Source organism: Streptomyces hamibioticus (assembly GCF_047946815.1).
GTDB lineage: Bacteria > Actinomycetota > Actinomycetes > Streptomycetales > Streptomycetaceae > Streptomyces.
The window spans coordinates 1452956-1477922 of sequence record NZ_JBKKQY010000001.1 but is presented as its reverse complement, the minus strand read 5'-3'; the positions used below and the strand labels follow the sequence as shown (position 1 = coordinate 1477922).

Annotated in this window: 22 protein-coding genes; 12 read left to right on the top strand and 10 right to left on the bottom strand. The window is 74.0% G+C overall.

Annotated elements, in window-relative coordinates:
- Window positions 1-470 precede the first annotated feature (470 nt).
- From uraD to ACLGIH_RS06675, 6 genes are all read left to right on the top strand, one after another.
- Window positions 471-983 carry a 2-oxo-4-hydroxy-4-carboxy-5-ureidoimidazoline decarboxylase gene (gene uraD, locus ACLGIH_RS06700; protein WP_416524287.1) on the top strand — a complete coding sequence of 171 codons (513 nt, stop codon included), beginning with the start codon at window positions 471-473 and terminating at the stop codon, window positions 981-983.
- Between the two features lie 3 nt (window positions 984-986).
- Window positions 987-1385: a hydroxyisourate hydrolase gene (uraH, locus tag ACLGIH_RS06695; protein ID WP_416524286.1), complete on the top strand. Its 399-nt coding sequence runs from the start codon at window positions 987-989 to the stop codon at window positions 1383-1385.
- Between the two features lie 4 nt (window positions 1386-1389).
- Window positions 1390-2313, top strand: a complete 924-nt coding sequence (pucL, locus tag ACLGIH_RS06690; RefSeq protein WP_416524285.1) for a factor-independent urate hydroxylase — start codon at window positions 1390-1392, stop codon at window positions 2311-2313.
- A gap of 60 nt (window positions 2314-2373) precedes the next feature.
- Window positions 2374-3786 (top strand): nucleobase:cation symporter-2 family protein, encoded by a 1413-nt coding sequence (locus ACLGIH_RS06685; protein ID WP_416524284.1) that lies wholly within the window; start codon window positions 2374-2376, stop codon window positions 3784-3786.
- 68 nt (window positions 3787-3854) lie between these two features.
- Complete coding sequence (locus ACLGIH_RS06680) at window positions 3855-5240, top strand: 8-oxoguanine deaminase (RefSeq protein WP_416524283.1); 1386 nt, start codon at window positions 3855-3857, stop codon at window positions 5238-5240.
- A 282-nt stretch (window positions 5241-5522) separates the two neighbouring features.
- The gene (locus ACLGIH_RS06675; protein ID WP_416524282.1) at window positions 5523-6908 is read left to right on the top strand and encodes a nucleobase:cation symporter-2 family protein; all 1386 of its coding nucleotides are present in this window, start codon (window positions 5523-5525) and stop codon (window positions 6906-6908) included.
- A gap of 235 nt (window positions 6909-7143) precedes the next feature.
- On the opposite strand, the gene ACLGIH_RS06670 is transcribed toward ACLGIH_RS06675, so the two are convergent.
- The 3 genes from ACLGIH_RS06670 to ACLGIH_RS06660 form a co-directional block, all read right to left on the bottom strand.
- Window positions 7144-7566, bottom strand: coding sequence for an acyl-CoA thioesterase (locus ACLGIH_RS06670; protein WP_416524281.1), 423 nt, complete (start codon window positions 7564-7566; stop codon window positions 7144-7146).
- 72 nt (window positions 7567-7638) lie between these two features.
- On the bottom strand, window positions 7639-8271 hold the full coding sequence (locus tag ACLGIH_RS06665) for a hypothetical protein (protein ID WP_416524280.1): 633 nt from the start codon (window positions 8269-8271) through the stop codon (window positions 7639-7641).
- 137 nt (window positions 8272-8408) lie between these two features.
- Window positions 8409-9008: a histidine phosphatase family protein gene (locus ACLGIH_RS06660; RefSeq protein WP_416524279.1), complete on the bottom strand. Its 600-nt coding sequence runs from the start codon at window positions 9006-9008 to the stop codon at window positions 8409-8411.
- 69 nt (window positions 9009-9077) lie between these two features.
- Here ACLGIH_RS06660 and ACLGIH_RS06655 point away from each other — a divergent pair, with 69 nt between their 5' ends.
- Entirely contained in the window at window positions 9078-9545 is a 468-nt protein-coding gene (locus ACLGIH_RS06655) for a hypothetical protein (RefSeq protein ID WP_416524278.1), read from the top strand.
- A 25-nt stretch (window positions 9546-9570) separates the two neighbouring features.
- Here the strand turns inward: ACLGIH_RS06655 and ACLGIH_RS06650 are convergent, their stop codons facing one another.
- Window positions 9571-10779: a pyridoxal phosphate-dependent aminotransferase gene (locus tag ACLGIH_RS06650; RefSeq protein ID WP_416524277.1), complete on the bottom strand. Its 1209-nt coding sequence runs from the start codon at window positions 10777-10779 to the stop codon at window positions 9571-9573.
- Window positions 10780-10866: 87 nt separating this feature from the next.
- On the opposite strand from ACLGIH_RS06650, the gene ACLGIH_RS06645 reads away from it, so the two are divergent.
- Window positions 10867-11502 (top strand): winged helix-turn-helix transcriptional regulator, encoded by a 636-nt coding sequence (locus tag ACLGIH_RS06645; protein ID WP_416524276.1) that lies wholly within the window; start codon window positions 10867-10869, stop codon window positions 11500-11502.
- 454 nt (window positions 11503-11956) lie between these two features.
- On the opposite strand, the gene ACLGIH_RS06640 is transcribed toward ACLGIH_RS06645, so the two are convergent.
- The 3 genes from ACLGIH_RS06640 to ACLGIH_RS06630 all read right to left on the bottom strand — a co-directional run bounded on the left by ACLGIH_RS06640 (window position 11957) and on the right by ACLGIH_RS06630 (window position 15584).
- Window positions 11957-12739 carry a hypothetical protein gene (locus tag ACLGIH_RS06640; protein WP_416524275.1) on the bottom strand — a complete coding sequence of 261 codons (783 nt, stop codon included), beginning with the start codon at window positions 12737-12739 and terminating at the stop codon, window positions 11957-11959.
- Window positions 12739-14010: a VWA domain-containing protein gene (locus tag ACLGIH_RS06635; RefSeq protein WP_416524274.1), complete on the bottom strand. Its 1272-nt coding sequence runs from the start codon at window positions 14008-14010 to the stop codon at window positions 12739-12741. The genes ACLGIH_RS06640 and ACLGIH_RS06635 overlap by 1 nt, the downstream gene beginning before the upstream one ends.
- A gap of 68 nt (window positions 14011-14078) precedes the next feature.
- Complete coding sequence (locus ACLGIH_RS06630; RefSeq protein ID WP_416524273.1) at window positions 14079-15584, bottom strand: IucA/IucC family protein; 1506 nt, start codon at window positions 15582-15584, stop codon at window positions 14079-14081.
- A 91-nt stretch (window positions 15585-15675) separates the two neighbouring features.
- On the opposite strand from ACLGIH_RS06630, the gene ACLGIH_RS06625 reads away from it, so the two are divergent.
- The 4 genes from ACLGIH_RS06625 to ACLGIH_RS06610 all read left to right on the top strand — a co-directional run bounded on the left by ACLGIH_RS06625 (window position 15676) and on the right by ACLGIH_RS06610 (window position 20927).
- A complete protein-coding gene (locus ACLGIH_RS06625) occupies window positions 15676-17190 on the top strand; it encodes an IucA/IucC family protein (protein ID WP_416524272.1) in 1515 nt (504 codons plus the stop codon).
- Between the two features lie 211 nt (window positions 17191-17401).
- Window positions 17402-18652 (top strand): lycopene cyclase family protein, encoded by a 1251-nt coding sequence (locus ACLGIH_RS06620; RefSeq protein WP_416524271.1) that lies wholly within the window; start codon window positions 17402-17404, stop codon window positions 18650-18652.
- Complete coding sequence (locus ACLGIH_RS06615) at window positions 18649-19377, top strand: methyltransferase domain-containing protein (protein WP_416524270.1); 729 nt, start codon at window positions 18649-18651, stop codon at window positions 19375-19377. The genes ACLGIH_RS06620 and ACLGIH_RS06615 overlap by 4 nt, the downstream gene beginning before the upstream one ends.
- The gene (locus ACLGIH_RS06610; RefSeq protein ID WP_416524269.1) at window positions 19374-20927 is read left to right on the top strand and encodes an FAD-dependent oxidoreductase; all 1554 of its coding nucleotides are present in this window, start codon (window positions 19374-19376) and stop codon (window positions 20925-20927) included. The genes ACLGIH_RS06615 and ACLGIH_RS06610 overlap by 4 nt, the downstream gene beginning before the upstream one ends.
- Before the next feature lie 31 nt (window positions 20928-20958).
- Here ACLGIH_RS06610 and ACLGIH_RS06605 read toward each other — a convergent pair whose 3' ends face one another.
- The 3 genes from ACLGIH_RS06605 to crtI are packed head-to-tail and all read right to left on the bottom strand — an operon-like array spanning window position 20959 to window position 24531.
- Window positions 20959-21981, bottom strand: a complete 1023-nt coding sequence (locus tag ACLGIH_RS06605) for a DUF5914 domain-containing protein (RefSeq protein WP_416524268.1) — start codon at window positions 21979-21981, stop codon at window positions 20959-20961.
- A complete protein-coding gene (locus ACLGIH_RS06600; RefSeq protein WP_416524267.1) occupies window positions 21978-22973 on the bottom strand; it encodes a phytoene/squalene synthase family protein in 996 nt (331 codons plus the stop codon). Before ACLGIH_RS06600 ends, ACLGIH_RS06605 begins: the two co-directional genes overlap by 4 nt.
- Window positions 22960-24531 (bottom strand): phytoene desaturase family protein, encoded by a 1572-nt coding sequence (crtI, locus tag ACLGIH_RS06595; RefSeq protein WP_416524266.1) that lies wholly within the window; start codon window positions 24529-24531, stop codon window positions 22960-22962. The genes ACLGIH_RS06600 and crtI overlap by 14 nt, the downstream gene beginning before the upstream one ends.
- Window positions 24532-24967 lie beyond the last annotated feature (436 nt).

The following is a 24967-nucleotide window of genomic DNA, read 5'->3' as shown; positions in this document are numbered from 1 at the left end:
GGAGACCCGTCCCCCATGCCTCCGGTTCCTTGGCGCCACCGGTGCCGGCGGGGACCCCGACGCCGTCGGCGGGACCGAGCGCGCGCCCCGAGGCCACCGGCGCCGGCGGATTTCTCGGCCGCTCCGGCGTGAGCCGAGCCCCGCTGGTCCGGCGTGGGCCGGGGTCCCAGGGGAGTCGGCTCCCAGGGCTGCGGCGTCCAGGGTGCCGGCCGGGTGCGGGCCTGGCGTGGACGTTCGGGCGGGGTTTCCGTCCGGTGTGGTGGCCGGTGTCGGGGGTAGCCGTACTCGCCCGGGTCCGGCCCCGTGACCTGGGGGTTGGGGCCGCGGGCGCGGTGTCGCCCAGGGCCCGGGAGCCGGGCGGTGCGGCTCTCGTATTTGTTACCCCGAATTTTCAACAAACTGTTGACGCCGTGTTTCCGAGGGCGTTAGCTATCGGCACGCCCGTTCAGCACAAGGCCACGGAGGCTCCCGTGACGTCCACTTCCACGCCGCCGGGCCTGGCCCGCTTCAACGCCCTCGAGGAGCACGCGGCCTTCGCCGCCCTCCACGAGGCGTGTGCCTCCACGGCGTGGGCCCGGCAACTGCTCGCCGCCCGCCCCTACGCCACGACCGAGGCACTGTACGCCGCCAGCGACGCCGCCATGGCCGAGCTGACCGCGGCGGACCTTCAGGAGGCGATGGCCGGGCACCCGCCGATCGGCCGCCCCAAGCCGGGCGACCCGACCTCCTCCCGCGAGCAGGCGGGCATGGCCGGCGCGTCCGACGCGCTCAAGGCGGAGATGCTGGAACTGAACCTGGCCTACCAGGAGAAGTTCGGCCACGTGTTCCTGATCTGCGCCACCGGCCGGACCGGCGAGCAGATGCGGGACGCGGTCAAGGAACGGATCGGCAACGCCCCGGAACAGGAGCGGGAGATCGTCCGCACCGAACTGGGCAAGATCAACCGAATCCGGCTCTCCCGACTCGTCGAAGAGGACGCCTGAACCATGAGCACCAGCACCACCGCCTCCGTGTCCACGCACATCCTGGACACCAGCGTCGGCCGCCCCGCCGAGGGCGTCGCCGTCCAGCTCTCCGCCCGCAGCGGCCGGGACGCGGACTGGCAGCCGCTCGGCGGCTCCGCGACCGACGCGGACGGGCGGTGCAAGGACCTCCCGGCGCTGCCGGAGGGCACCACCCACGTACGGCTCGACTTCGCGGTGGAGCCGTACTTCGGGAATTCCGAGAAGAAGCAAGCCGATGCGCAGCAGGACGCCCCCGCGACTCGGGACAGCGGTGCGTTCTTTCCCGAGGTAGTGATCACGTTCGCGGTCACGCCCGGCGAGCACTACCACGTACCGCTGCTGCTCAACCCGTTCGGCTACTCCGTTTACCGAGGGAGCTAGCTAAATGCCCACCATCCTGGGACAGAACCAGTACGGCAAGGCCGAGAACCGAGTCGTCAAGATCACGCGGGACGGCGCCACCCACCACATCAAGGACCTGAACGTCTCGGTCGCCCTGTCCGGCGACATGGACGAGGTCCACTACTCGGGCTCGAACGCCAACTGCCTGCCGACCGACACCACCAAGAACACGGTGTTCGCGTTCGCCAAGGAGTACGGCATCGAGTCCGCCGAGCAGTTCGGCATCCACCTCGCCCGCCACTTCGTCACCTCGCAGGAGCCGATCCACCGCGCCCGGATCCGCATCGAGGAGTACGCCTGGGAGCGCATCGCCACCTCCGACGCCAACTCCAAGTTCATCGGCGCCGACGAGGTCAAGCACTCCTTCGTCCGCCAGGGCCAGGAGATCCGCACCACCCAGATCACCTACGACGGTGAGCGGTGGGAGGTCGTCTCCGGCCTGAAGGACCTGGTCGTGATGAACTCGACCAACTCCGAGTTCTGGGGTTACGTCAAGGACAAGTACACGACGCTCCAGGAGGCCTACGACCGCATCCTGGCCACGCAGGTCTCCGGCAAGTGGCGGTTCAACTGGACCGACGACGAGCAGCGGATGCCCAACTGGGAGAAGTCCTACGAGCAGGTGAAGAAGCACATGCTCCAGGCCTTCGCCGAGACCTACTCGCTGTCGCTCCAGCAGACGCTGTACCAGATGGGCGCGCGCATCATCAACAACCGCAGCGAGATCGACGAGGTCCGCTTCTCCCTCCCGAACAAGCACCACTTCCTGGTGGACCTGGAGCCGTTCGGGCTGAAGAACGACAACGAGGTCTACTACGCCGCGGACCGCCCCTACGGCCTGATCGAGGCCACCATCCTGCGGGACGGCTGCGAGGCCCGTATCCCGGTCGACATGACCAACCTCTGACGCGGGATGCGCGCCCCCGGCCCACTGCGGCCGGGGGCGCGCCACACCGGAGGGAACACCATGGCACAGCCTGCAAAGGGGCCGGCAGAACCCCCCTGTTCCACCCCGCCGGTGCACACCGAGGACACCGTCACGGCCGTGCACCCGGTGGACGAGAAGCTCCACCCCTCGCGGCTCGTCCCCGCCGCGCTCCAGCACATCGCCGCCATGTACGCAGGCGTGGTCACACCTCCGCTCATCATCGGCCAGGCCTGCGGACTCGACCTCGCGGCCCGCACCCGGCTGATCGCCGCCAGCCTGCTCATCGCGGGTGTCGCGACCCTGATCCAGACCATCGGGGTCAAGGGCTTCGTCGGCAACCGCCTGCCCTTCGTCAACGCCGCCTCCTCGGCCGGCATCGCCCCGATCCTCGCCATCGCCGAGACCAACGGCAAGGGACAGCAACTCCCCGCCGTCTACGGCGCGGTGATGGTCGCCGGTGTCTTCTGCCTCGCGGTCGGCCCGTTCTTCGGGCGGCTGCTCCGCTTCTTCCCGCCGCTGGTCACCGGCGTCGTGATCACGCTCATCGGCGTCACCCTGATGCCGGTCCCCGTCGCCTGGGCACAGGGCGGCGACAAGGCCGCCGCCGACTTCGGCGCCATGCACAACCTCGCGCTCGCCGGCTTCACCCTCGCCGTCATCCTGCTGATCCAGCGCTTCGGCAAGGGCTTCGTCAAGCAGGTCGCCCTGCTGTTCGGTCTGCTCATCGGCACCCTCGCCGCCGTCCCCTTCGGCATGGCCGACTTCAGCGCCCTGACCTCCGCCCCCGTCGCCGCGCTGCCCACCCCCTTCTCCTTCGGCGCCCCCGTCTTCCAGCCCGCGGCCATCCTGTCGCTGTGCATCGTGATGCTGGTGCTGATGACCGAGTCCTCCGCCGGCATGCTCGCCCTCGGCGAGATCTGCGACCGCCGCGCCGACGGCAGGACGATCACCCGCGGTCTGCGTACCGACGGCATCGCCACCCTCGTCGGCCCGGTCTTCGGCGGCTTCCCCACCTCCGCCTTCGCCCAGAACGTCGGCGTCGTCTCCCTCACCCGGGTGCGCAGCCGCTACGTCGTCGCCGTCGCCGGCGCCACCCTGCTGGTCCTCGGCGCCTTCCCGGTCCTCGGCGCGGTCGTCTCCCTGGTGCCCATGCCCGTGCTGGGCGGTGCGGGCATCGTGCTCTTCGGCTCGATCGCCGTCAGCGGCATCCGGACACTGTCCGAGGCGGGACTGGACGACAGCTCCAACATCATCCTGGTGGCGGTGGCGCTCGGCGCGGGCATCATCCCGCTGGCCGCCCCCACCTTCTACGCCGGCTTCCCGGCCTGGGCCCAGACCCTGCTCGGCTCCGGCATCAGCGCCGGAGCACTCGCCGCGGTCACCCTGAACCTGTTCTTCCACCATCTCGGCACCCGGAGCCGCGGCACGGTTCCGGCACTCAGATCCCCGTAGGGTCCTGCCGCACCCTCCCGTGGGTACTCCCCGCCCACGGGCCGCCACAGAAAGACTGAGGAAGCATCATGGCACCATCGGCAGCCCAGCGCGTGGTGATCGAGAACTGCGCGATCGCCACCGTGGACGCGGGCGACACCGAGTACGCCTCGGGGCACCTGGTCCTCGCGGACAACAGGATCGAGTCGGTCGGGGCGGGGCGGGCACCCGAGGGACTGGAGAACGTCGTACGCCGGATCGACGCGACCGGCCACCTGGCCACGCCCGGACTGGTCAACACCCACCACCACTACTACCAGTGGATCACCCGGGGCCTGGCCACCGACCACAACCTGTTCAACTGGCTGGTCGCGCTCTACCCGGTCTGGGCGCGGATCGACGAGCGGATGACCTACGCCGCCGCGCAGGGCTCCCTCGCCATGATGGCCCGCGGTGGCGTCACCACCGCCATGGACCACCACTACGTCTTCCCGCAGGGCTCGGGCGACCTGTCCGGGGCGATCATCCGCGCCGCCCGTGAGACGGGCGTCCGCTTCACCCTCGCCCGCGGCTCCATGGACCGCAGCGAGAAGGACGGCGGCCTGCCGCCGGACTTCGCCGTGGAGACCCTCGACGGCGCGCTGGCCGCCACCGAGGCCACCGTCAAGGAGCACCACGACGCCTCCTTCGGCGCGATGACCCAGGTCGCCGTCGCCCCCTGCTCCCCCTTCTCGGTCTCCACCGAACTGCTCAGGCAGGGCGCGGAGCTGGCCCGCCGGCTCGGCGTACGGCTGCACACCCACGGCTCGGAGACCGTGGAGGAGGAGAAGTTCTGCCACGAACTGTTCGGCATGGGCCCGACCGACTACTTCGAGTCCACCGGCTGGCTCGGTGAGGACGTGTGGATGGCGCACTGCGTCCACATGAACGACTCCGACATCGCCGCGTTCGCCCGCACCGGGACCGGTGTCGCCCACTGCCCGTCCTCCAACGCCCGGCTGGCCGCCGGCATCGCCCGGGTCCCCGACATGCTGGCCGCCGGTGTGCCGGTCGGTCTCGGCGTCGACGGCACCGCCTCCAACGAGTCCGGCGAACTCCACACCGAACTGCGCAACGCCCTGCTCATCAACCGACTCGGCGCCCATCGCGAGGCCGCGCTCAACGCCCGCCAGGCACTGCGGCTGGGCACCTTCGGCGGTGCCCGGGTACTGGGCCGGGCGGCCGAGACCGGCTCGCTGGAGGCGGGCAAGCTCGCCGACGTCGTGCTGTGGAAGATGGACACCCTCGCCCACGCCTCCATCGCCGACCCGGTGACCGCCCTGGTCTTCGGCGCCGCCGCCCCGGTCACGGCCTCGTTCGTGAACGGCCGTCAGATCGTCGAGGACGGCCGGCTGGTCACGGTCGACGAGGACGCCATCGCCCGCTCCACGCGCGACGAGGCCCAGCGGCTGGCCCGGATCGCGGCACAGGGCTGAACCCGTGCGAAGGCCTCGGCCGACGCACGAACCCGTACCGCAGGCCTCGGCCGGCGTACGGCACTCGATCTCCGGCCGGGAGGGACGGCTCCCGGCCGGCAGCCATGGACCCGAGCGGGGTCCATGGCGGCCCGTCTCCGGGGCGCGCGTCAGTGCGCGCGCCCCGGAACGGTGCTCCCCGTTTCCCCGGAAGCGGTCCGTCCCGGTCCCGCACGACCCCCTGCACCACCTCCCTGACACCCACGTCGGAGCCGACGTGTAACCGACCGGAGGAGAGCCGCCGTGGCCGACCACCCAGTTGACGAAAAGCTTCCACCACTCAAGATGGCGACCACCGGCCTGCAGCACGTGGCCGCCATGTACGCGGGGGTCGTCGCCCCGCCCCTGATCGTCGGCGCGGCCATAGGCCTGTCCGCCACCGACCTGACCTTCCTCACCGGCGCCTGCCTGTTCACCGCGGGCCTCGCCACCCTCCTGCAGACCCTGGGCATCTGGAAGATCGGTGCCCGCCTGCCCTTCGTCAACGGCGTCACCTTCGCCGGTGTCGCTCCCATGACCGCCATCGTCGCCGCCACCGCGGACAAGGACGACGCACTGCCGATCATCTTCGGCGCGGTCATCGTCGCCGGTCTCCTCGGCTTCATCGCCGCCCCGTTCTTCAGCAAGGCGATCCGCTTCTTCCCGCCGGTCGTCACCGGCACCGTGATCACCCTGATCGGTGTCTCGCTGCTGCCCGTCGCCTTCGGCTGGGCCCAGGGCTCCAGCCCCGACGCCGACGACTTCGGCTCGGCCACCAACCTCGGTCTCGCGGCCGTCACCCTGGTCATCGTCCTGCTGCTGCGCCGGTTCACCCGGGGCTTCGTCAAGCAGATCGCCGTGCTGCTGGGCCTGGTCGTCGGCACGCTCATCGCGATCCCGTTCGGCGTCACCGACTTCTCGCCGATCGGCGAGGCCGACATCGTCGGCTTCCCGACCCCGTTCCACTTCGGCGCGCCCCAGTTCCAGATCGCCGCGATCATCTCGCTGTGCGTGGTGATGGTGGTCTCGATGACCGAGTCCACCGCCGACATGCTGGCCCTGGGCGAGATCGTCGACCGCAAGGCCGACGAGAAGACCATCGCCGCCGGCCTGCGCGCCGACACCCTCGGCTCGGCGGTCAGCCCGCTCTTCAACGGCTTCATGTGCAGCGCCTTCGCCCAGAACATCGGCCTCGTGGCGATGACCAAGATCCGCAGCCGCTATGTCGTCGCGACCGGTGGCGGCTTCCTGATCCTGATGGGCCTGTGCCCCGTGGCCGCCTCCCTCATCGCCGTGGTACCGCGCCCGGTGCTGGGCGGCGCCGGCGTGGTGCTGTTCGGGTCGGTGGCGGCCAGCGGCATCCAGACCCTGGCCCGGGCCGGCCTCGACCGGGACAACAACGTCCTGATCGTGGCGGTCTCCCTGGCCGTCGGCATCATCCCGATCGCGGCACCGGAGTTCTACCACGCCTTCCCCGAGACCGCGAAGATCGTCCTGGACTCGGGCATCTCCACCGGCTGCGTCGCCGCGGTCCTGCTCAACCTGGTCTTCAACCACATCGGCAAGGGCAAGGAAGCACATGACGTGACCCACCCGATGGAGTCGGGGGAGGAGATCAGCGGACCGGCCCGGGAACCGGCCACCTCGTGACCCGGTTACCCGGACCGCCCTCGGCGGAAAGCGATGTGTACGCCGGCGCCTCCCCACGGAGGCGCCGGCGTCACGGCGTCGAAGGCACCGGCAGCACCGCTTCGGGGGCCGCGCGACGCGCTCCCGCCGGGTGACCGCGGCCGGCGCGAGCGCCACGGCGCCGATCACCACGGTCTCCGGAAGACTGACCGACCCCCCCTCTGCGGTGGCCGCGACGGCGAGGGACCCGCCGGTCCTACAGCCCGAACAGGTCGGGGCGGGCGGCCAGTTCCTTGAAGCGCTGCTGCGGTTGGGCGAGGAGCCGGCGCTCGCGCAGGTCCATCAGTCCGCCGACCCCGTCGATCTCGGCGGCGACCGTGCCGTCCGCCTTGCGGATGGTCTGCCGGATCCGGAAGGTCTTGCCCTCGCCCCACTCGAACTCGCAGGTCACCTCGGCCTCGTCACCGGCGAGCAGCTCACGCCGGTAGCGGATGGTCGTCTCCAGCGCCACCGGCCCGACCCCCTGGGCGACGAGGTCCGCCTGCCGGATCCCGGCCGCCTGGAGCAGCGACCAGCGGGCGTGCTCGGCGTAGTTGAGGTAGACGGCCTGGTTCAGATGGCCCTGGGTGTCGGTCTCGTACCCGCGGACGGTCACGGGAACGGAGAACGGCTCGCTCACGGATGGCCCCCTCTCGTCGTGGTCACGACTGCCGTCGTGAGTCCCTGCTGCCGGACGATCCTGACACGCCCCTCACACCCGCCGCGGAGAGGCCAGCAGGTACCGGGTCCGGCTCCGCGGCTCGGTGTACTCCCCGACCTGCCAGCCGGCCCGCTCCAGGGTGAGCGCGCAGGCCCGCAGCGCCTCGGCCGAGGGCTCGTACACGGCCACCGCCTCCGGCTGCGGGGTCGCCCGCACCCGGTAGCCGCCGGCGTCGGCGTCCGGACCCGCCGGAGGGTGCCCGGCCGCCTCCAGGGCGAGCGCGGCGGCCTGCACCAGGTGGCCGCGCTCCCAGCCGCAGGGCCGCTCGGTGTCACCGTCGGCACTGGTCATCCGGCGCAGCTCCAGCAGCCCCTGCCAGGCACTGCGCACCTCTCGCGCCCGGGCCGGCCCGGCGGGCGCCGCCCGCTCACCGCCGGTCCGGGCGGCGAACACCCCGCCGTCCGGCTGCTCGGCGGGTCCGGGTGCCGCCGGGCGCCGGTCCGCCTCCCGCAGCCGGTGCCCGGCCGGCGTCAGGAAGTGGTCGTGCGGCGGTCTGGGGTGCCGGAAGGCGAGCCCCCGCCGCACCAGTGCCGCCAGCTGCGCCGGTGTTCCCTTCAGCCGCCCGGTGACGGGGTCGGCGGCGTCGATGACCCGGCGCTGCGCGGCGGTCGGCGGTCGTGTCACGCGTCCCCCTCCCCGGCTCCGGCCCGAACGGCGGATCCGTTCGCGGCCTTCGCGGCCTTCGCGGCCTTCGCGGCCTTCGCGGCCTTCGCGGCCTCCGCGACCTTCGTGGTCTTCCCAGTCTTCGATGACCGGGAAGACTACGACGGCGGTCTGACATTCCACGCGGCGATGACCGGGCGCCCGTGTTCCGTGCCCAGCCGGCACACCGTCCCCGTGCCCAGCTGGAACAGGGCCCCCTGCGACGGTGCGAGCCCCAGGTGCCGCGCGGTCAGCACCCGCAGGAAGTGCCCGTGCGCCACCAGCACCACGCACCCCTCGGTGTTGGCGAACGCGGCCTCCGCCCTGGCCAGCACCCGGTCGGCCCGCTCGCCGACCTGCTCGGGCGTCTCCCCCGGGTGGTCCGGAGGCCCGGGCGGGACCCCGTCCGTGAACAGGAACCAGTCCGGCCGGGACCGGTGGATCTCGACGGTGGTGATCCCCTCGTAGCCGCCGTAGTCCCACTCCCGCAGGTCCGCGTCGACCCGCGGGTCGTGCAGCCCGATCAGCTCGGCCGTCTCGCGCGCCCGCTGCAACGGGCTGACGAACGCGGCGCCGATCCGGTGCGACCGGATCAGCGGCACCAGCCGCCGCGCCTCGTCCCGCCCGCGGTCGGTCAGCGGCACGTCCGTCCGCCCGGTGTGCCGCCCGGACCTCGACCACTCGGTCTCACCGTGCCGCACGAGGAAGAGATCACCCATGCCCCACAGGCTACGTCGGCCCTCGCCCGCCGTGCGGAACCGTGCCCCCGATGCGGCATCTGGACGGGCATGGGTCTCGCGACGGTGTTCCTGGCGCTGTTCTTCATGGCCGGATGGGCGCCGGCCGGCGGCGCGCTGGGGTACTCCGTGGCCACGCTGGTGCGCATTCGGGGCGAGGACTGGATGCGGCGCGACGGGCACCCGGCGCAACGGCTGCTGCTGCCGGCGCCCGCGTACCTGCGCTTCGACCGGACGCTCGCCCTGTTCGCCCTCCTGGCCGACCTGTGGCTGGTGTCGGCGGTCCTCGTGTTCGGCGGTGACGGCGTCTTCACCGAGGACTGGATGGGCCACCCCGGCATGATGGACCCCACCGGTCAGGGCTACCAGGCGTCGGCCGTGAGCACCCTGTCCGCCACGGCGTGGTGGAGCTTCGGGACCGCGGTCCTGTGCCGCTGCTGGATCACCGCCGGCGTGCAGCCGGCCGTCCTGCCGGCGGCGGCGTCGTGGATCGGCACGTTCGACACCTACTACAGGTGAGGCCCGCCGTCCCCCGGGGGGCCCGCTACTGCCGGTACCCGCTCAGGAACCGCCCGATCCGTCCGATCGCCGCCTCCAGGTCCTCCGCGTACGGCAGCGTCAGGATGCGGAAGTGGTCGGGGGACGGCCAGTTGAACCCGGTGCCCTGGACGACCTGGATCTTCTCGCGGAGCAGCAGGTCCAGGACGAACCGCTCGTCGTCGTGGATCGCGTGCACCTCGGGGTCGATGCGCGGGAACGCGTACAGCGCGCCCTTGGGCTTGACACAGGACACGCCCGGGATCTCGTTCAGCTTCTCCCAGGCCACGTCCCGCTGTTCGCGCAGCCGACCGCCCGGCCGGGTCAGCTCGCGGATGGACTGCCGGCCGCCGAGCGCGGCCTGGATGGCGTACTGGGCGGGCGCGTTGGCGCACAGCCGCATGGAGGCCAGCATGGTCAGGCCCTCCAGGTAGTCCCTGGCGTGCTGCCTGGGGCCGGTGACGACCAGCCAGCCGGAACGGAAGCCCGCCACCCGGTACGTCTTCGACAGGCCGCAGAAGGTCAGGACGACGAGGTCGGGGGCGAGCGACGCGGCCGTGTGGTGGACCGCGTCGTCGTAGAGGATCTGGTCGTAGACCTCGTCGGCGAAGACCATCAGGCCGTGGCGGCGGGCGAGGTCGAGGATGCCCTCGATGATCTCCTTCGGATAGACCGCGCCGGTGGGGTTGTTGGGATTGATGATCACCACCGCCTTGGTGCGGTCGGTGATCTTCGACTCCAGGTCGGCCAGGTCCGGGTACCACTCGGCCTGTTCGTCGCACAGGTAGTGGACCGCCTTGCCGCCCGCGAGAGTGGTCACCGCCGTCCAGAGGGGGAAGTCGGGGGCGGGGATCAGGATCTCGTCACCGTCCTCGACCAGGGCCTGCACGGCCATGGAGGCCAGCTCGGAGACGCCGTTGCCGAGGAAGACGTCGTCGACGTCCACCTCCAGGCCGAGGGTCTGGTAGCGCTGGGCGACGGCCCGGCGGGCGGAGAGGACGCCGCGCGAGTCGGTGTAGCCGTGCGCCCGCGGCAGCATCCGGATCATGTCCTGGAGGATCTCCTCCGGCGCCTCGAAGCCGAACAGTGCCGGGTTGCCGGTGTTCAGGCGGAGCACGCTGTGGCCCGCTTCCTCCAGGGCGTCGGCGTGCTCGATCACCGGGCCGCGGATCTCGTAGCAGACCTCGCTGAGCTTGTTCGACTGCCGGAACTCCATGTGCCGCTTCCCCTCCGGTATCTGGTGTTGCTTGGTTTTACCAAGTGGAAGCTTGGAAAGTCCAACAACTTGTCTAGACTGCCTCGCATGTCACCCCGCGTTCGCCGAAGCTATGACCAGTACTGCTCCGTCGCCCGCGCCCTCGACCTCGTCGGGGACCGCTGGACTCTGCTGATCGTCCGGGAGTTGCTCGCCGGGCCGCGGCGCTACACCGACCTGCACGCGGATCTGCCGGGCGTCAGCACGGACGTCCTCGCCTCGCGGCTGAAGGACATGGAGCGCGACGGGCTGGCGACGCGCCGCCGGCTGCCCCCGCCCGGAGCGGCCAGCGTCTACGAACTCACCGGCCGGGGGCGCGCGTTGCTGCCGGTGCTTCAGGCGCTGGGGGAGTGGGGCGCGGGTGAACTGGGGGAGCGGCGGCCCACGGACGCCGTACGGGCGCACTGGTTCGCGCTGCCCCTGCTGAGGTGCCTCGCCGGTGAGACCGGGTCGGTCGAAGTCCGCCTGGAGGAGGGCGTCTTCCATCTGTACGTCGGTGCCGAGGACGGACCTGTGCACGGTGACGGCCCGGCGCCCGGCGAGCCGGACGCCCGGCTGGTCCTGGACGCCGCCACCTGCGCCGCCGTCGGCCGGGGGGAGCTGAGCCTGACCGGCGCCGTGCGCGCCGGGCGCGTGGAGGTGGGCGGCGAGGGTCCGCTCGCCAAGAGGCTGCGGGAGGCGTAGCGCCAACGGCGGCGCACCCGGCGCCCCTCCTCCCGACCGCCCGTCGGCCGCATCCCACATGGCTCCCGGCCGTGGGCCAGGCATGCGGAGAGCCGCCGGCGGTGGGGCAGACGCGCTCGGTGCGCCTCCGGTCGTGGAGCAGGCCCCCCCCAAACTTCCTGGCCGCTCGACACACCCCCGGGGCGGCCCGACCGCAGGCGGGCATTCGTAGGGCAACCCGGCCGTGGGGCAGGCGGCTCGGCGTGCCTCCGGTCGTGGAGCAGACACCCCGCAGACCTCCCGCCCGCGCGCCGGCCGCCCCCCCCGCGTGCCTCCCGGCCCGTGGGGCAGACGCGCCCCCGTATGCCCCGGCCGGTGGGGCAGACGCGCCCGCCAGGCCCCCGGCCGTAGGCCAGGCGCCCCGCCCGGCCTCCCGGCCGTAGGCCTGGTGTGACCGCCGGGCCTGCCTCGTGGGTCAGGCGCCCCGTGGCGGGACCCGCGGTGGTCGGCCGGCTCCGCGGGTCAGTGCGTGACCGCCGGCGCCGGCCAGCGCGGCCAGTGCGCCGCCCACCGCCGTCCACACCCACCGGTCCGACCACCGGCCCGACGACCAGCCGTCCTCGGGCTCGACCGAGGACAGCACGGCGCCGCCGCCCGACTCCCGCTCGTCCTCCTGCGTCCGCATCGCGACGCCCGGCACCAGCGGTTCGGCCAGCGAGCCGTCCACCGCAGCCGCCCCGCCCATGTCCCGGGAGTCCACCCGGACCTCGGCGCCGACCCGCAGACCCAGGTCGGAGGTGGGCAGCTCCACCACCGTCAGCCGGACGTAGTAGGTGCCCGGCAGCGGGTCGTTCGCCCACGGCTCCGACCACGCGCGGACCGTGCGCAGGACGCAGGTCAGCTCCACGGAGGCCGCCTCCGCCGCCGCGGTGCGGATCTGCGCGCCGTGCCGGCAGGCCTGCCGGCGGCGCAGACCGTCGTACACGTCGATCCGCCAGGTCTCGGCGGCGTGCGCCTCGGGCAGCGTCACCTTCGCCCGCACCGTGGGGCGCTGACCGGCGTCCGCCGGGAACGACCAGTACAGATAGTCGCCCGCGGAGCCGTTCGCCGTGGCCGTCCGCCCCTGCGGGATCTCGGCCGCCGTACGGAACGACGTGCCCGCCTCCGTGGGGGCGGAGTCGTCCTCCGAGGCGGCGGCGGGCGCCGCGGCCGCCCCGAGCACCAGCAGGGCCGCGCCCAGTGTCCGTGCGATACGCATCAGTTGGTCCTCCAGACCGCGACCCGCCGGCGTGACAGCCAGCCCCACAGCAGACCGGCGACGAAACCGGCGAGGATCAGCGCGCCGAGCAGCCACCAGCCGCGTCCGAGGCCGAAGGAGGCCACGTCACCCGCCTCGCTCGGCCCGTCCACGACGTCGACCGTCAGCTCCAGCGGCAGACCGGGCGTCGACTTCTCCCCGGAGGCCGCCGCGAAGGAGTGGGTGACCTGGAGGCACACGGTCTCGGCCGGCACCTCCTCACCGGAACCGTCCTCCTCCGCCTTCGGATACCGCAGACCCGTCGAGATCGCGTCCGTACGGCCGTTGCCCGCCGCCTCACCGCGCACGATCTCCCGGCCGTGCACCGTGACCGCCCGCAGCAGCACCCCGTAGGAGGGTGCCACGGCCCGGTCGGCGGCGACGCTCACCGAGGCGCGCAACTCCTGGCCCGGCCGCACGTCGACGCGGTACCAGCGCTGCTGACCGAACCCCTCGCGGTCGGTGTAGAGACCGGACGCCAGCGTCGGCGCCTTCGCGCAGCCGTCCGCGCCCTCGGCGGGCGTCGGCGTCACCACCGGGTCGGCCGCCCGGTCCACCAACTGGTTGACCCGCTCGGTGAGTTCGTCGGTGTGCTCCACGGAGGTATAGCTGCCGCCGGTCGCCTCGGCGATGCAACTGAGCTGCTGCCGCATCTTGGCGTTGGGGACCAGGCCGAGGGTGTCGATGGTCAGGCCGATGCCCTTGGCGGCGATCTCCCGGGCCACCTCGCACGGATCGAGCGGCGCGCAGGTGTCCTCGCCGTCACTGATCAGCACGATCCGCTTGGAGCCGGTGCCGCCGTCGAGGTCGTCGGCGGCCTCCAGCAGCGCGGGCCCGATCGGCGTCCAGCCCGTCGGCGCCAGCGTCGCCACCGCCGTCTTGGCCTCGGTGCGGTCCAGCGGGCCGACCGGGTAGAGCTGCGCGGTGTCCTTGCATCCCCGCTTGCGGTCGTCGCCCGCGTAGTCGGCGCCGAGGGTGCGGATGCCGAGCCGCACCTCCCCGGGCGTCGCGTCCAGCACCTCGTTGAACGCCTGCTTCGCCGCGGCCATCCGCGTCCCGCCGTCGATGTCCCGGGTCCGCATCGAGCCGCTGACGTCGAGTACCAGGTTCACCTTCGGCGCGTCGTCGTCCGTGGGTTCGTCGGCGCTCGCCGCGGCCGGGAGGGCGAGCCCGGCCGTCAGCGCGGCGACCAGGGCGCACACGCCCGTCGCCAGCCGTCTTCTTGTGATCATCGGCGGATCTTATTGATCACCCGTGGTGTGATCAAAAACGAGGCCGCGGCCCCGCCCCGACCCGTCGCTCAGCGCAGGGGATTCGGCAGCGCCGCCCACAGATCCCCGGGCCGGTCCGGCGTCAGCCGCATCAGCGTCAGGGCCTTCGCCGGCAGCGGCTCCTCGCACAGCGCCGCCAGGTCCGGCGTACGCGGCAGATCCCGTACGGCCGGCTCCAGCGCGGCCCGCAGCGCCGCCTCCGACCCGGCCGTCCCGGCCAGCGCCCCGGCCACCAGCGAGCCGAACAGCTTGCGGCGCAGCGTCGTCACGTCGTCCGTGACCATCCGGGCGGGCAGGCCGGGGGCCGGGACGCCGTGCCGGGCCAGCCGGGCCGGGCTGACCCGGATGTCGGCCAGGTCCCGGTAGACCAGCCGCAGCGGATCACCGTCGGCGGAGAGCACCACCAGCAGGTTCTGCCCGTGCGCCTCCAGGGCCACCCCCAGCTCCAGCATCCGCAGGCCCACCGAGAGCGCGAGCCGGGCGAAGCGGGACAGCCAGGCCGGGGAGTCCGGCAGCCGGGTCGTGGGCAGCGCGGCCACCGGGACGACGTACTCGCCGGGCGCCGCGTACCCCTGCGGGGACTCGCGCAGCACGGCCGCGAGGTCGGGCGAGTACGCGGTGGCCGCGCCGAGCGTGCGGGTCATGTGCAGCAGCCCCTCCGAACGCGCCGCCAGCGTCTCGCCGAACGCCGACAGGGTCGCCGAGGCCGCCACCGAGGCGACCGAGATGTCCCGCACCGAGGAGGTCAGCCGGGCGCTCAGCGCGGTCTTCACATGCGGCCCGCCGGGCACGGCGAGGGTGCGCAGCGACATCAGCGGGTACGCGGCCGGGCCCTCCACCGCGTCCGGCTCGTACGGCCGTTTCAGCACATGGGCCGCCTGCCACGGGTGCACCGGCAGCAGCAGCCGGCCCGCGTCCCGCAGCTCCCCCGGCCAGACCCCGCTGACCAGGCACTCCGCCGCCGGGACCGGCACCAGCCCCAGCCGCACCAGCGGGCCGTGCTCGGGGCCGTAGGCAAGCTGCTCGGCCACCGAGAAACCGGGCCGCGAACGGCAGTTGGGGTGGAACGGGTGCCCGTCGACCACCCGCCGCTCCCACTCCCAGTCGGTACCGGGCCACTCGTCCGGGCCGGGCCCGCCCGGCGCCCGGGACAGCGCCAACGACGCGACGCCGTGCCCGAGTTCGGCGGCGAAGCCCGCCGCGTGCGGTACGGCGAGGTCCATCGTCAGGCGCGCCGGATCGTCGTAGGCCACGTCGTCCAGACGTACGACGCCGACATGTCCGGAGGTGCCGTAGGGGTCGCTGACCGGGCCGCGCAGCAGGCGGCCGTCCCGCAGGCTGACGACGAGCCCGTCACCGTCCGGCTCGCGGCGCCCGATCCAGGGCAGCGGCTCATGGGCGAGGGCGCGCCACAGCCGGGTCAGCACGGCCGCGCGGGCGCCGGGCAGTTCGGCCGCGAACCGGGGGACGAGACCGGGGCGCAGGGCGGCCAGCTCGTCGGTGACCTCGGCCTCGGCGGTGGAGGGACGGTGCACGGTCGGGCTCCTCGGGTACGAGTAGGACGGCACGGCGGACGACGACAGACATACTGATCGTCTCCGCCCTCTGACAGACCGTAAGGAACGAGTGGACCGCGTGGACCGCCTGCCCCCGCCCGCCGCCGACATCGCGGCCCGCGCCGACGCCTACGCGGCGACCCCGCTGCTGAACTGCCTGCTGCGGGAGGTGGCGCGATCCGTGCCCGGACCCGGCGACCGGCCGGTGTACCGGCTGCCCGGCGGCGGCCGGCTGCTGCGGGTGCGCGGCGGCCGGCGGCCGGCCGAGCCCGAGGTGTACGCGGCGGGCGGCTGGCACCGCATCGGCCACGCCGAACTGGTCAAACTCGTCACCGAGGAGCTGCGCCGGCACACCGGCCTGCCCAACCACGAACTGCCCGCCGAGATGCTCGACAGCCGGGACGCGGTCGCCGCCCTGCTGACCGCCCGCGCGGGTGCCGCCCCGCCCGGCGACCCCTACCTGCGCTCGGAGCAGTCCCTGATCACCGGGCACCCGTACCACCCCGCCCCGAAGGCGCGCGGCGGCGGCCCGCACGCCGGGTGGCTGCCGTACGCGCCGGAGGCGCACACCAGTTTCCCGGCGGCGCTGCTCGGCGTGCGCGAGGACACGGTCGTGGAGGAGGGCGACACCTCCGCCCTGGACACCCTCGGCCAGGCCCCGCCCGGCTACCGCCTGCTGCCCGCGCACCCCTGGCAGCTCGACCTGACCGGCCGTGCCCTGGCCCCGGCCTTCGGCGACGGCCGGCTCATCCGGCTCGGCACCACCGCGTTCCCCGTCTGGCCGACGGCCGCGATCCGCACGGTGTACGCCCCCGACCGCGACCTGTTCCTGAAGTTCAGCCTCGACGTGCGCATCACCAACGACATCCGGCGGCTGTGGCGCCACGACCTGCTCAGGCTGCGCCGGACGGACACGGCGGCCACGGACGCCTTCGCCGCGATCGGCCCCCCGGCCGCCTGGCTCGCCGACCGCGGCTACCGCACCGCGGACTTCGCCTTCGAGGAGCTGGCCGTCCTCGTCCGCGACGGCCTGTGGGACCGGGTGCCGCCCGGAGCGACGCCGCTGCTCGCCGCCGCCCTGGCGGAGGGCTTCCCCGGCAACCCGCTGGCCGCGGCGCCGGACCCGGCGGCCTGGTGGGAGGCGTACCTCGCCGCCGTCGTCCCGCCCGCCCTGACGGCCTTCCACGGCCACGGCGTCGTCCTGGAGGCCCATCTGCAGAACACGCTGATCGCCGTGGACGCGGCCGGCACCCCGGTGCAGGCGCTGTTCCGGGACGCCGAGGGCGTCAAGCTGCTGCCGGACGTGGACCGGGCCGCCGGCTGGGAGCGGCTGGTGTACTGCCTGGTGGTCAACCACCTGTGCGAGATCGCCGCCGCCCTGGCCGAACACCACCCCGGTCTCGATCCCTGGCCCGCCGTCCGCCGGGAACTGGCCCGCCACGACCTGCCGGAGATCCCCGCGCTGCTCGCCTCGCCCACCCTGCCCGGCAAGACCAACCTACTGCTGCGCTGGACCAACGCGGACGGCGCCGCCGCCCGCTACCGGCCGCTGCCCAACCCCCTGAGCGGGCGCGGCCCCGCGTAGGGCGTGACGGAGACCCGGACGGGCCGCTCCGGGCGGGGCCGCGCGCCCGGCCCTGCGGCGAGTCGGGTGGGCCACGCCCGGCCGACCGGCGAGCCGGAGGACCCGCTCCCGGCCGTCGAGGTACAGGTGATCGCATCCAAGAGGCCGGAGGAGGGCGAGGGAGGCCAGAGGGAGGCCGAAGGGGGCCCAGGGAGGCCGAAGGAGGAGGACCATGACCGCTCGGCCCCGCGGGGCACCGGACACCGTCGCCGCCACAGCCCCGGACGAGACGTCCGAGGTGGTCATCCTGGGCGGCGGCGCGGCCGGACTCAGTCTCGCGCTCCGGCTGACGCGCCCCGGCACCCACACCGTCACCGTGGTGGAGCCACCGGACGGACCGGCACGTCCTCCCGAGCGGACCTGGTGCTACTGGGCCCGGGGGACGGACGACCTCGACGAAGCGGTCAGCGCCTCGTGGTCCAGGCTGCGGGTGCACGGTGCGGACGGCGACGAGGTCACCGTCGACCCGTCCCCGATGCGCTACCACATGCTGCGGTCCGCCTCGTTCGAGCGGTGGGCGCACGCGCGACTGGCCCGGTCCCCCCGCGCGCGCGTGCTGCGCGCGACGGCGGACATGGTGCGCGACACGGCCGACGGCGCGGAAGTCCGCTGCCTTGCCGCCGACGGCCGGGAACTGACCCTGCGCGCCCGCCACGTGTTCGACTCCCGGCCGCTGGCCGCCCTGCCACCGGCCCGGACGCTGCTGTTGCAGCACTTCCGAGGCTGGTTCGTGCGCACCGATACGGACCGGTTCGATCCGTCGGTCGTGGAGCTGATGGACTTCCGGGTGCCGCAGCCGCGCCACGGCCTCGCCTTCGGCTACATCCTGCCCCTGGCACCGGACCGGGCGCTCGTCGAGTACACCGAGTTCTCCCGGGTCCCGCTGACCACCGAGGCGTACGAGGCGGCGCTGGGCCGCTACAGCCGAGACGTCCTGAAGCTCGGCCCGCTCACGGTCGAGTCGGTGGAACAGGGTGTCATCCCCATGACCGACGCTCGCTTCACGCGTCGAGTGGGGCCCGCCGTCTTCCGTATCGGGGCGGCGGGCGGTGCCACCCGTCCGGCGACCGGCTACACCTTCGCCGCCGTGCAGCGTCAGAGCCGGGCCGTCGCCGCCGCCCTGCGCGCGGGCCGGGCGGTCGTGCCCCCGCCGCACGGACGGCGGGCGCTGGCCATGGACGCCGTGCTGCTGCGGGCCCTGGACACCGGGCGGATCAACGGCCCCGACTTCTTCACGGACCTGTTCCGCCGGGTGCCCCCCGAGCGCCTGCTGCGCTTCCTCGACGGCGGCACCTCTTTCCGGGAGGAGTGGAGCGTCGGTCTGCGCACCCCTGTCGGCGCCATGCTCCGTACCGCCCTCGAACTGCCCTTCCTGCCCCGTCGTCCGCCACCCGCCCCAGGAACCGGAGAACGCCACCGATGACGCTGCTGCGCGACCACGACCTGGCCCGCGCCTTCGACCACGCCTCCCACACCTACGACCGGCTCACGGCCCTCAACCCCGGCTACCGCACCGACCTGCTCCGCTCGGCGCGCCGCCTCCGGCTGCCCGGGGCCGGGGCCGGCCTGCACGTGCTGGACCTCGGCTGCGGCACCGGCGCCTCCACCCGGGCGCTGCTGCGGGCCGCGCCCCGCGCCCGGATCACGGCCGTCGACGCCTCCTCGGGCATGCTGCGCCGCGCGCTGCACAAGCCGTGGCCCTCTCGCGTGTGCTTCCGGCACCTGACCGCCGAGGAGGTCGTGACGACGGGGGAGGGGCCGTACGACGCGGTGTTCGCCGCCTATCTGTTCCGCAACGTCACCGACCCGGACGGTGTTCTCGCGGCCGTCCGCTCGCTGCTGCGGCCGGGCGGCCGGCTCGCCGTCCACGAGTACACCCTCACCGGCTCGGCCGCCCACCGTGCCCTGTGGACGGCCGTGTGCCACGGCGTGATCATCCCCGCGGGCACACTGAGCGGCGACCGCGCGCTCTACCGGCATCTGTGGCGCAGCGTCCTCGACTTCGACACCGCCCCCGCCTTCGCGAACCGGCTGACGCGCGCGGGCTTCACGGGGGTGCGGGCGGCTCCGGTCGCCGGATGGCAGACGGGCATCGTGCACACCTTCCTCGCCCGCAACCCTTCCACCACGGCGGAGGACACCCGGTGAGCGCCGGACGCGACGCCGCCCGACGGGGCCGCGACCGCAGGGCCGAGATCCTGACCCCCGCACCGGGCCGGGCCCGCTTCGACCGCTCGGACGGGCCGGACGCCGCCGTCGTCGGCGGCGGCATCGCCGGTCTCGCCGCGGCCACCCTGCTGGCCGAACGCGGCGCACGCGTCACCCTCTACGAACGGCAGGAGTCGCTCGGCGGCCGTCTCGCCGGCCACCGCACCCGCCTGACCGACGGTTCCGCGGTGACGATGAGCCGCGGGTTCCACGCCTTCTTCCGCCAGTACTACAACCTGCGCGGCCTGCTGCGGCGGACCGACCCCGCCCTGTCGAGGCTCACCCCGCTGCCCGACTACCCGCTGCGGCACAGCGGCGGCCTCACCGACAGCTTCGCGCGCGTGCCGCGGACTCCGCCGTTCAGCGCGCTCGGCTTCGTCGCGCTGAGTCCCACCTTCGGCTGGCGCGACCTCGCCGCCATGGACCCCCGCGCGGCACTGCCCCTCCTCGACGTCCGGGTGCCCGAGGTCTACGACCGCTTCGACGGCGTCAGCGCCACCTCCTTCCTGGAACGGGTCCGCTTCCCCGAGGCCGCGCACCACCTGGCGTTCGAGGTCTTCTCGCGCAGCTTCTTCGCCGACCCGCGCGAACTGTCCGCGGCGGAACTGCTGCTGATGTTCCACATCTACTTCCTCGGCTCCGCCGAGGGCCTGCTCTTCGACGTGCCGAACGAGCCCTTCCCGCAGGCCCTGTGGGAGCCGCTCGGCGACTACCTCCAGCGTCTCGGCGCGACGGTGCGCACCGGCACACCGGTGCACGGCGTCCACCCGTGCGACGGCCGGGGAGCGGAGGTACGGACCGACGCGACGGCGGACCGCCACGAGGCGGTGGTGCTCGCCCTGGACCCCGGCGCCCTGCGCCAGGTCGTCGCCGCCTCACCCGGTCTGGGCACCGCGGCCTGGCGCGACGACGTCGCCGCCCTGCGCACCGCACCGCCGTTCCTGGTCTCCCGGCTCTGGCTCGACCGGCCGGTCCGCGCCGACCGCCCGGGGTTCCTCGGCACCAGCGGATACGGCGGGCTGGACAACATCAGCGTCCTGGAGCGCTACGAGGGCGAGGCCGCCCGCTGGGCCGCCCGTACCGGCGGCTCGGTGGTCGAACTGCACGCCTACGCCGTCGACGCCGGTGCGGAACCGGCGCGGGTACAGGGCGAGGTGGTCGAGCGGATGCGCCAGGCCTACCCCGAGACCCGTGCGGCGCGGATCGTCGACGCCCGGCACGAGTGGCGCTCCGACTGCCCGTTCTTCCCCGTCGGCTCCCATCACCGGCGTCCGGCCGTGTGCACCCCCCACCCCTGGCTGACGCTGGCCGGTGACGCCATCCGCTGCGACCTGCCCGTGGCGCTGATGGAGCGTGCCGCCACCACCGGCTTCCTGGCCGCCAACGCCCTGCTCGCCGACCGGGGCGTGCGGGGCCAGGTGCTGTGGACGGTCCCCCGGGCGGGCCGGTCCCGGGTGCTGCGGGCGCTCGCCGCCCGCGCGCGGCCGTGAACGACGGGCCGTGCGCGCCGCGGCGCGGGGCTCACCCCGGCAGGCGCCCCGTGCCGCGCAGTTCCCATCGTCGTTCGGCGTAGGCCAGGTCGTCGCGCCACAGGCGGCCGGCCGTCCTGCGCATCAGGGGGCGCAGCACCGGGGCGGCGGCCCGGGCCAGGGCGAAGCCCCGCCGGTCCGAGGCGGCGACGACCGCCTCGACCACGGCGGTCCGCGGCCGCGCACCGGACGCGCCCGTCAGCGGCGTGGCATGGGTCTCCACCACGGAGGTGGTCCCCTCGCCCTCGGTGATCCGCATGACGACCGTGCGCGGCTCCGGCGCGGTGAACTCCGCGCGCACCGGCACCACCAGACGGCCGCTCACCCGGAAGGAGACGTCGACGACGAACGCGTCGTCCTCGTCGTCGTCCTCGTCGTCGCTCCCGGGCGACCGCGCCACCGTGAGGTCGACGAACGAGTGCGGATGGAACCAGGAGCCGTGCCAGGGGTCGAGCCGGTTGGCGACCACGTCCTGCGGCTCGCACCGCCCGACCGTCGTGAACACGGCGTCCACCGCGCTGCCCGCCGCCGGACGCTCCGGCACCACCGGGCGCTCCGTGGGTGCCTCGCCGCCGACCGCGTCCAGGCGCACCCACACCAGCACCCCGTCGTCATGGACCGGATACGGCTGCCAGCCGGCGAACGGAGCACCGTCCAGGGCCAGTCCGTGCCAGTGGCACAGCAGCGTGCCGCACACCACCCGGCTGTCCCGCAGCGGGGCGCCCAGGTGCGGGCAGGCACCCGGGCCCGCGTGCAGCCCGCCCGCCTCCGTGCGCCACAGCACGACCTCCACGCCGCCGACCGTCCTGCCGCGCGGACGGCCGTCGGCGCGGACGTCGCGGGAGGCGCCGACCACGAACCAGTTGCCGGAGGGCCGCGCCGAGGCGCGCTCGAGCGCGCCGGCGATCACCGCCGGGCGTGCCGCGCGCCAGGTGGCCGGCTGCCCCGCCCAGTCGGGACGGCGGCGCCGCCGCAGCGGCGGTGTCCAGCGGAGCCTGTCCGGCCGGTCGGTCACTTCCCGGGTCCTTTCCCCTGGTACGCCGCGCTGCCCGCCGATGCCGCCGGGCGCGGGCCGCGGGCCCGCCACCGCGCGCCCATGACCTGGACGGCACCGGCCACGGCGGTGGCCGCGCGCCGCCGCCGGGACACGACCGCGCGGCGGTGCAGAACGGCGTAGTCCTGGTCCGCGATGGCGTCGAGGATGCCGCCGTACAGGACGAACGCGGTACGGATGCACGGGCGTACCCGGGGATCGAGCATGGCGATGCCCGGTTCCGCCGCCCGGTACACCTCTCTCGTCATCGCCTCGGCGGCGACGAGCGCGGCGCGGATCCGGGCGTCCCGGCGCCCGGTGCGGCGGCTCCACTCCAGCAGGGGCCGGTCCACGCCGTGGGTGGCGAGCAGGTCCGCCGGCAGGTACACGCGGCCCCGGTCCAGGTCCTCGCCCACGTCCCGCAGGAAGTTGGTGAGCTGGAACGCCACGCCGAGGGCGGCCGCGTGCGGTGCCGCTTCCTCGCGCGGCCCGACCGTGCCGAGCACCGGCAGCATCTGCAGCCCGATCACCGCGGCCGAGCCGTGCATGTACGCGCGCAGGTCGGCGTAGGTCGGGTAGTCCGTGACGGTCAGGTCGGCCCGCATGGAGGCGAGGAAGTCGGTGAACAGCGTGTGCTCGATCGCGAACCGGGCCGCGGTGTCGGCCACCGCCCTGACCACGGGCTCGTCGGCCGTGCCGGTGCGCAGCCCGCGGGCCAGGTCGCCCTCCAGGCCGTGCAGCAGCCGGTCCCGCTCCCCGGGCGTCAGGCGGCGGTCGAGGTCGTCCACGATGTCGTCCGCCCAGCGGGCGAAGCCGTACAGCGCGTGCACGGCGAAGCGGCGTTCCACCGGCAGCAGACGGGTGGCCAGGAAGTACGTCCTGCCGTGCCGCGCGTTGAGGTGCCGGCACCGGGTGTAGGCGGAGCGGAGCGCGGGATCGGTGATCCCGGCGGCGTCCAGTTCACGACCGGTCATGGGCACCTGCCGCGGTCGAGGGCTGGGCGACCCGTGGGACGGGTGGGGCCGGTCCGACCCGGGGGACGCGGCGGCCGGGGCCGCCGGTGACGCGGGCGGCGGCGAGCTTGCCGCTGATGAGCACGGTGGGCACCCCGACGCCGGGGGTGGTGCCGCAGCCGGCCAGTACCACGTTGTCCAGCCCGCGCACCAGGTTGCGCGGCCGGAACGGCCCGGTCTGGGCGAAGGTGTGGGAGACCGAGAACGGGCTGCCCGCCGCGTGTCCCAGAGCCGTCCAGTCCAGCGGGGTCACCAGCAGCTCTTCCCGGACGCTGGCCGCGAAGCCGTCGAGGCCCCGGCGTTCCAGCTCGCGGACCAGGCTGTCGCGGTAGCGGGGCCCGAGGTCCCGCCAGGCCGCGGCGGAGGGCCCGACACCGGTGTTCGGGCAGGGCGCCAGGACGTAGTGGAGATGCCCGCCCGGCGGGGCCAGGCCGGGGTCGTGCGCCGTCGGCCGGGTGATCAGCAGGGACGGGTCGCTCATCAGCCGCCCCGACCGGGTGAGTTCCTCGAAGGTGCGTTCCCACGCCGAGCCGAAGGAGAGCGTGTGGTGGGCGAGGCCGGGCCAGGTGCGGTCCGTACCGGCGTGCAGGATCACCGCGGACGGTGAGTGACGCAGCCGTACCGGTCGCCGGGGGGCGCGGCCCAGGAGCCGGTGGGCGGCGGACAGCTCACAGGTCAGCACCACCGCGTCGCACGGGATCCGCTCGCCCGACGCCAGGCGCACGGCACGCACCCGCCCGGGTCCCCGCTCCAGCGTGCTGACCTCGGCCGACCAGCGCAGCCGGGCACCGGCGTCGGCGGCCGCGTCGGCCATGGCGCGGGGCAGCGCGTGCATGCCGCCCTTGGGGAACCAGACGCCGGCCACGGTGTCCATGTAGGCGATCACGGCGTAGGCGGCGAGGGCCCGCGCGGGTGCCACACCGGCGTAGAGGGCCTGGAAGGAGAACACCCGGCGCAGGCGGTCGTCGGAGAGGAAGCGGCCGATGCGGCGGTCCAGCCGCCCGAACCCGCCCAGCGCCGCGAGCCGAGCCAGGTCCGGATGCAGCAGCTGGAGGGGCGAGTCGAAGTTCGTGTCGATGAAACGCCGCATCTGCGCCCGGTAGAGCCGCTCCAGCCACTCCCGCAGCGCGCGGTAGCCCGCCGCCTGGGAAGGCCCGGCGAATCGCCGCACCTCCGCCTCCATCGCCTCGCCGTCGGTGTGCACGTCGAGCGAGGTCCCGTCCGCGAAGCACGCCCGGTAGGCCGGGTGCAGGGCGATCAGCTCCACGCGCCGGGCGAGGCTGTCGCCGACGGCCGCGAACGCCTCGTCGGCCAGGTGCGGCATGGTCAGCACCGTGGGGCCCGTGTCCACGAGGTGCCCGCCCAGCACCACCCGGCCGGCCCGGCCGCCCGGACCGGCGTCCCGCTCCACGACCGTGACCCGGCGGCCCGCGCCCAGCAGATGGAGGACACAGGCCAGGCCGGCCAGTCCGGCGCCCACCACGACGACGTGGTCGGTCGGTCCCGCCACCGTCCTCACGCACCCTCCCCGCGGCGGCCCGGGGCGACGCCCGACGGTCCGGCCGGTTCGGCCCGTCCGGCCGCGGTCGGTCGCAGTCCCGGCATGCGCGCCCCCTTCTCACTCTCCGGCGTCCGTGCACCAGTGCTTCCGCCGGTGTCATGGGTGTGGATGCGCTCATTCCTGCCCTCCAGGGCGCCCTGTCGGCCAGCCGTTCACCTCACCGGCCCAACGGTGCGTCCGTGGTGCCGGGGACGGCCGCCGGGGACGAAATCTCCCGGCCGCTCTCGGAATGACTCCGCCGAACGGTAAAGTGAGAGCAAAGGAAGATTTACCGAGCGGCTCGGAGCAGGGCGCTGCGTCAGTCAAGCTTCGCTCGCCCACCAGCTTTTTCTTTTCCAGGGAATAACGTCCAGGGCATATCGCAGCCGCCTCGTGTCGGGTCCAATGGTGAGAG